Source organism: Streptomyces sp. SID5785 (assembly GCF_009870065.1).
In the GTDB taxonomy this organism is placed as follows: Bacteria; Actinomycetota; Actinomycetes; order Streptomycetales; family Streptomycetaceae; genus Streptomyces.
In genome coordinates this window covers 1-6,999 of sequence record NZ_WWIA01000912.1, presented here as the reverse complement: position 1 = coordinate 6,999, position 6,999 = coordinate 1, and the positions used below count along the sequence as shown (strand labels likewise).

6 protein-coding genes and 1 pseudogene are annotated in these 6,999 nt (G+C 73.9%); 5 read left to right on the top strand and 2 right to left on the bottom strand.

What is annotated here, in order from left to right; translation table 11 throughout:
• On the top strand, positions 1-306 hold a 306-nt coding region (locus GTW43_RS30065; RefSeq protein WP_202502125.1), incomplete at its 5' end, for a helix-turn-helix domain-containing protein.
• A gap of 165 nt (positions 307-471) precedes the next feature.
• Positions 472-1,233, top strand: a complete 762-nt coding sequence (locus GTW43_RS30060; protein WP_161305148.1) for a hypothetical protein — start codon at positions 472-474, stop codon at positions 1,231-1,233.
• 46 nt (positions 1,234-1,279) lie between these two features.
• On the opposite strand, the gene GTW43_RS30055 is transcribed toward GTW43_RS30060, so the two are convergent.
• Positions 1,280-2,077, bottom strand: coding sequence for a GntR family transcriptional regulator (locus tag GTW43_RS30055; RefSeq protein ID WP_161305147.1), 798 nt, complete (start codon positions 2,075-2,077; stop codon positions 1,280-1,282).
• 141 nt (positions 2,078-2,218) lie between these two features.
• Here GTW43_RS30055 and GTW43_RS30050 point away from each other — a divergent pair, with 141 nt between their 5' ends.
• Complete coding sequence (locus tag GTW43_RS30050; RefSeq protein WP_161305146.1) at positions 2,219-3,073, top strand: (2Fe-2S)-binding protein; 855 nt, start codon at positions 2,219-2,221, stop codon at positions 3,071-3,073.
• A gap of 208 nt (positions 3,074-3,281) precedes the next feature.
• On the top strand, positions 3,282-4,367 hold the full coding sequence (locus GTW43_RS30045; protein WP_161305145.1) for a DUF2637 domain-containing protein: 1,086 nt from the start codon (positions 3,282-3,284) through the stop codon (positions 4,365-4,367).
• A gap of 45 nt (positions 4,368-4,412) precedes the next feature.
• Here GTW43_RS30045 and GTW43_RS30040 read toward each other — a convergent pair whose 3' ends face one another.
• Positions 4,413-4,892: an ATP-binding protein gene (locus GTW43_RS30040; RefSeq protein ID WP_237536893.1), complete on the bottom strand. Its 480-nt coding sequence runs from the start codon at positions 4,890-4,892 to the stop codon at positions 4,413-4,415.
• A 273-nt stretch (positions 4,893-5,165) separates the two neighbouring features.
• Between GTW43_RS30040 and GTW43_RS30035 the strand changes: the two are divergent.
• Positions 5,166-6,999, top strand: a pseudogene (locus tag GTW43_RS30035) (alpha-mannosidase); the annotation flags it as partial.

Below are 6,999 nucleotides of genomic sequence, written 5' to 3'. Positions count from 1 at the left end.
GGGCACCAGGAGCTCGCCTCGCACGTGCTGCTGCTGCCGTTCGTCCCCGACGACGTGCGGCGCGCCTTCACGGCCCGGCTGCTCGACCCGCTGCGGGACTACGACCGCAAGCACCGGGCCGAGCTGATCCCGACGCTGGAGGCGTTCCTCGACTGCGACGGCTCCTGGACGCGCTGCGCCTCCCGGCTCCACCTGCACGTCAACACCCTGCGTTACCGGGTGGGCCGGATCGAACAGCTGACGAACCGTGATCTCTCGCGGCTCGAGGACAAGTTGGACTTCTTCCTGGCCCTGCGCATGAGCTGACACGACGTCATGGCCCTACCGGTTACGGGGCACGTCCGGAACCCCATCCCTTTGTGAAATCTTTCACCCAGCCCCTTGGCCGGGCACCGTGATCCGTGCTGAGATGCCGCCACGGCAACTCGGCTCGATGGCGTGCTCGGGGAGGGCAACGTGGCGCACACCGCCATGTCTGGTACCGGAACGAACCCAGCGGACGATCCACTCCAGACCGCGGTGTGGCGGCTGCGCTCGCGCGGCTGCTGGGCGGACGCCGCGGCCCTCCTGGACCGTGACGCGCAGAGCGACCCCGCCGCCGCGCTGCACCGCGCGGCGCTGCTCGTCGAGCGGTGCCTGTACACGGAGCAGGGGTGGGCCGACGCGGAGGACGCGCTGCGGGCCGCGGAGGCACTCGCGCACACCGACGAGGAGCGGGGGGCGGCCGCCTGCGAGCGCGGGCATCTCGCCTACGCGGCGACGCTGCTGAAGGTGCGGGACCGGGTCGACGAGGCACGCTCGGCGTTCGGCCGGGCGGCGGCACTGATCGCCCCCGGGGCGGCGCGGCGGGCCGTGCTCGACTTCCGGCGGGGGCTGATGTCCGAGAACCTGGCCGACGCCCCGCAGGCGGCGCGGGCCGCCTACCGGCGGGCCCACGCGGGGGCGACGGCGCACGGGGACGCCCTGCTGCTGTCGTTCACCTGGCGGCACCTCGCCGGTCTCGCGCTGCGCGAGGGGGAGCTCAAGGAGGCGCGGCACGGGTTCGCCGAGTCGCTGCGGCTGCGGGAGGAGCTCGGCTATCTGGTCGGGACCGCGCCGGCGCTCGTCTCGCTGGCCGAGGCGGAGCCCGAGCCCGAGACGAAGGTGCGGTTGCGCGAGGAGGCGGCCCGGCTCTTCCGGCTCCTCGGCGGCGTCCCGACCTGGCTGGCCCCCACACTCCCGTCCGCGGCCTGACCCGGCCCCGGCCGCACTCGGCCCGGCGATGGCGCCGGGGGCGCCGTCAGGGAGTCGTGGGGTGGGTGCCCCAGTGGGCCTGGAGCATGCGCGTGACCGCCGGGAGGTCGTGGGTCTCCAGCGCGTCCAGCAGCGCCATGTGCTGGGCCGCGTCCACCCCCAGCTCACCCCCGCCCCACACCACGCGCCGCCGCAGATCGTCCGCGACCCGCACGAGCTGGTCGTTCCCGGCGAGCCCCAGCACCGCGCGGTGGAACGCCCGGTCCGCGTCGGCGTACCGCGCCAGGTCCCCGGCCGACGCCGCCGCCACCGTCTCCAGCGCCGCGGGCCTGAGCTCGGCCCACCGCGCGGGCGCCACGGTCCGGGCCAGCCGCGCCACCACGGGCACCTCGACGAGCGCCCGCACCTCGGCGAGCTCGGCGAGCTCCCGCGCGGTCCGCTCGGTGACCCGGAACCCACGGTTCGGCACGACCTCGACGGCCCCCTCGCGGGCCAGCTGCTGCATCGCCTCGCGCACGGGTGTGGCCGAGACGCCGAAGCGTTCCCCGAGGGCCGGCGCCGAGTACACCTCGCCGGGCGCCAGCTCGCCGGAGAGCAGCGCGGCCCGCAGCCCGTCGAGCACCTGCCCGCGCACGGAGGACCGCGCGACGGTGCCGCGCGGGGCGACCCGGGGCGCGGGCGGCTCGCTGTGCGTGTGTTCCCCGCGGCTCTGCTCGGGCACCAGCGGCGGCGTCCCGGACCGGCCGGAGGCGGCGGCCGCGTCGCGCTGTCCCGGCACGCCGGGCACGTCGGCCGCGCGGTGCGCCGCGCGCGCTCCGGCCTGCTCCACCCCGGTCATCCCCATCGCCGCCGTTCCTTGCCGTTCCTCGCCAATTTGTCCGAACCCAACCCAGAACCATAGGGCGCCCGGCCCGCAGTTCAAACCCCGAATCCGTCGGGTAAGGTAAGGCTTACCTGCAAACGATCGTGATTCGGTGGTCCCTGCATGACCCTCGTCACCCCGGCGCCCGCCGCGACGCAGAGCGCGGTCTCGGCCGCGTACACCCGCCTCACCGAGGTGTTCCCGAGCCTGCACATCATCGAGCAGGCCGCGCACGAGCCGCTGCCCGCGGACACCGGCTGGGTGCGCACCGAGCAGCTCGCCGAGGGCGGTGCCGCGCTCGACGCGTTCCTCGCCTGGGACGACGCGCAGGTCCGCAAGGACTACGGGCAGCAGGCCCGGCCGGACGTCGTCGCGAGCTTCGGCCTGCACCGGTACGCGTGGCCCGCGTGCCTGCTGATCACGGTCCCCTGGTTCCTGCAGCGGCGGGTGCCGCGCTTCCCCGCCGCGCACGTCTCCTTCCAGCGGGCGCTCGGCCGGATGGCCGTACGCGTCACGGATTTCGCCTGCCTGCCGGACGACCCGGCCGCGACGCTGCCCGGCGCCCACGTGGTGCCGGACGAGGAGGCGCTGCGTGCCGAGGTGCGCGCTGCGGTCGCGGATCACCTCCAGCCCGTCCTGACCGGCTTCGGGCCGCGGATGCGGCGCGGCCCGCGCGCCCTGTGGGGCATGGCGACGGACGAGATCGTCGAGGGCCTCTGGTACGTCGCTCACCTGCTGGGCGAGGAACGCCGCGCGATGACCGAGCTGGCCGAGCTGCTGCCCGGCACGACGAAGCCGTACGTCGGGCAGGCCGCCTTCCGCGAGCTGGCCGGTCCGCAGGGCGAGCCGCTGCCGACCCGCGACCGCGCCAGCTGCTGCCTCTTCTACACACTGCGGCCCGAGGACACCTGCGTGACCTGCCCGCGCACCTGCGACGCGGACCGGATCGCCCGGCTGACGGCGGCCCAGCCGGCCTGAACCACGGCCCCCTCCCCTCGAACCACTCGTTCGGGTGGGCGGAATCGAACGCAACTCCGTCTCCTTGTAGGCGAGTTCGAGCGTACGGGCCGTTGACGCGCCCCCTCGCACTCCCATGGCGTTCACTTGTCCCGAAACCCCCTGCGGGCTCGGAAGGCTGGGCCACTATGGCGCCCGATAAGCCCTATCGCGACGCAAGGGACCCCAGATGAGACTGACCGACATATCGCTGGACTGGCTGCTTCCGGGCGCCGTGCTGCTCCTGGGCATGCTGGCGGCGGTGGCGGTGCTCGCGCGCGGCAGGCGCGCCGGGGACGCGAAGAACAGCGCGTCGGCCGACGACTCGTGGGAGCGCAGCGAGGAACGCCGCAGGCGCAAGGAGGCCCTGTACGGCACGGCCTCGTACGTGCTGCTGTTCTGCTGCGCCGCGGTCGCCGCCGCACTGTCCTTCCACGGCCTGGTCGGCTTCGGCCGGCAGAACCTGAGCCTGTCCGGGGGCTGGGAGTACCTCGTCCCCTTCGGGCTCGACGGTGCGGCCATGTTCTGCTCGGTGCTCGCGGTGCGCGAGGCCAGCCACGGTGACGCGGCACTCGGCTCGCGCATACTCGTGTGGACGTTCGCCGGGGCGGCCGCCTGGTTCAACTGGGTGCACGCGCCCCGGGGCCTCGACCACGCGGGCGCGCCGCACTTCTTCGCGGGGATGTCCCTGTCGGCGGCCGTGCTCTTCGACCGGGCCCTGAAGCAGACCCGCCGCGCGGCGCTGCGGGAACAGGGCCTGGTGCCGCGGCCGTTGCCGCAGATCCGGATCGTGCGGTGGCTGCGCGCGCCCCGGGAGACGTACAGCGCCTGGTCGCTGATGCTCCTGGAGAACGTGCGGACGCTGGACGAGGCCGTGGACGAGGTGCGCGAGGACAAGCGCGAGAAGCTCCAGGAGCGGACCCGGCGGCGCGAGCACGAGAAGCTGGAGCGCGCGCAGCTCAAGGCGCTCAGCCGGGGCCATCGCACCTATCTGAGCCGGGCCGACGCCCCCGAGGCCGAGGCGTCGGCGGTGCCGGCCGTGACCGCGGGCGGCTCCGCGCAGGGCGGCGCGGAGCCTGCCATATCGGCGGGGACCCAGCCCTCGCAGGAGCAGCTGCCGCTGCGCGCGCGGCCCTCGCTCCAGGCGGTCAAGGGCGGCGCTGACCAGCAGCCCGCGCAGACCGTCGACCTCACGGCGGAGGACGACACCCAGGCGCTGCCGCGGCTCGACACGCTCGAGCAGAAGCTCAAGGACCTCGAGCAGCAGTTCGGCTGAGGAGCCCCGGCCGTGCGCTCCGGCGGCGTCCGCCCGGCCCCGTGGTCAGGCGGCGTCGCCGGTCAGCTCGAACCAGACGACCTTGCCCGGTGCTCCGGTGCCCGGCACGGACACGCCCCACGCGTCGGCCAGCGACTCGACGAGGAACAGGCCGCGGCCGTGGGTGCCGTCCTCGGCGGGCGGCACGTTCGGCTCGGGCCGGCGGCTCACGTAGTCGCGGACCTCGACGCGCAGCCCGTCGGGCCGCACGGTCGCGGTCACCTCGGCCTCGCGGTCGGTGTGCACCAGGGCGTTCGTCACGAGCTCGCTGGTGAGCAGCTCGGCTATCTCGGAGCGGCCGGGGCCGCCCCAGTGCCGGAGCAGTTCGCGCACCGCCCGGCGGGTCTCGGGCACCGCCCGCAGGTCGGCCCTGCCGAGCGTGCGTCTGAGTTCGACGGACCGCTCCCCCGGTGCCGCCCCCGCCTCCTGCGCGCCGCGCGCCGCGCCTCTCGTCGTGGTGCTCGTCGTGGTGCTCCCGACGCTCATCGGTGAGCCCCCTCGTGACTGCCGTCCCATTCCCCCGCCCACACGCCGATCCCGGTGCCCTTCTCTGTCGACCTGTGCCGCCCGGACTGTGCTCGAACGCGTACACGGGAATGCATGCCCCGCTGCCCTGCCCGCACTCTTGTTGATTCGTCCACCACTTCGGGTAGGGAAGCGAATCAGGCGGAGAAGCGTGCCGAGCCGACGCGCGACGAGCAGACACGCGCGGAAGCGGACACGCGTGAAGATCCGGGCCGACGGGAAGAAGGAGCCGCTGTGCACGACGACCGACACCTGGTGGAGGGCCGACTGGAGCGGGCGATGCGGCAGTTCGTCCGCCCCGCGCAGTACACGGAGCGGACGGCGCTGACCCTGAGCGTGTGGCACGCGCCGGGTGAGCCCGTGCCGGTCGCGCAGGCGCTGGAGGGCACCTACGCGCCGTTCGAGCCGGGCACGGCCTGGGGCAGCCCCTGGTCGACGAGCTGGTTCCGGATGACCGGGCAGGTCCCGACGGAGTGGGCCGGGCGGCACGTCGAGGTGGTCGTGGACCCCGGGTTCAGCGGCGACGGACCCGGGTTCCAGGCGGAGGGCCTCCTGTACGACGCCTCCGGCGTCCCGCTCAAGGGCATCCACCCGCGCAACCGGCATCTGACGATCGCCGAGCGCGCCGCCGGAGGCGAGCCCGTGGATCTGCTCCTGGAGGCCGCGGCCAACCCCGCGGTCCTGCGCGACTTCGAGCCGACGTTCCTCGGTGACGTGCTGACCGCGGGCGACGAGCCCGTCTACCGGTTCCGCTCCGCCGACCTCGCGGTGCTCGACGAGACGGTCTGGCACCTGGTCCTTGACGTCGAGGTGCTCACCGAGCTGATGCACGAACTGGACCCGGACCGGGCCCGGCGCCACGAGATCCTGCGCGCCCTGGAGCGGATGCTGGACGCCCTGGACCTGCACGACGTGCCGGGCACGGCCGCGGCCGCCCGCGCCGAGCTCGCCGAGGTCCTCGCCCGGCCCGCGCACGCCAGCGCCCACCGGATCTCGGCCGCCGGGCACGCACACATCGACTCGGCGTGGCTGTGGCCGCTGCGCGAGACGGTCCGCAAGGCCTCCCGCACGTTCGCCAACGTCACCGCGCTCGCCCGCGACTATCCGGAGCTGGTGTTCGCGTGCTCGCAGGCCCAGCAGTACGCGTGGGTGAAGGAGCACCAGCCGCACGTGTGGGAGCGCATCAAGAAGGCGGTGGCGGACGGCAACTGGGCACCGGTCGGCTCGATGTGGGTGGAGTCGGACGCCAACATGCCGGGCGGCGAGGCCCTGGCCCGCCAGCTGGTGCACGGCAAGCGGTTCTTCCTGGAGGAGCTCGGCGTGGAGACGGAGGAGATCTGGCTGCCGGACTCCTTCGGGTACACGGCGGCGTTCCCCCAGCTGGCGAAGCTGGCGGGCGCCCGGTGGTTCCTCACCCAGAAGCTCAGCTGGAACCAGACGAACAAGATGCCGCACCACACCTTCTGGTGGGAGGGCATCGACGGCACCCGCGTCTTCACGCACTTCCCGCCCGTCGACACGTACAACTCCCAGTTCCATGCCGCCGAACTCGCCCACGCCGAGCGGAACTTCGCGGAGAAGGGCGCGGCGTCGCACTCGCTCGTGCCGTTCGGCTGGGGCGACGGCGGCGGCGGTCCGACCCGCGAGATGCTGGAGAAGGCCCGCCGGCTGCGCTCGCTCGAGGGCTCGCCCCGGGTCGAGATCGAGCGGCCCGGGGCGTTCTTCGAGGCCGCCCACACCGAGTACGGGAACCGGGCCCCCGTGTGGTCCGGAGAGCTGTACCTGGAGATGCACCGGGCGACGTACACGACGCAGGCCAAGACGAAGCAGGGCAACCGGCGCAGCGAACACGCGCTGCGCGAGGCCGAGTTGTGGTGCACGGCGGCGGCGCTGCACGATCCCGGGTACGCCTTCCCGTACGAGGATCTGGACCGGATCTGGAAGACGGTGCTGCTCCACCAGTTCCACGACATCCTGCCGGGGTCGTCCATCGCCTGGGTGCACCGGGAGGCCCGGGAGACGTACGCGCGGGTGCTCGGCGAGCTGGACACGATCACGGCCGAGGCGA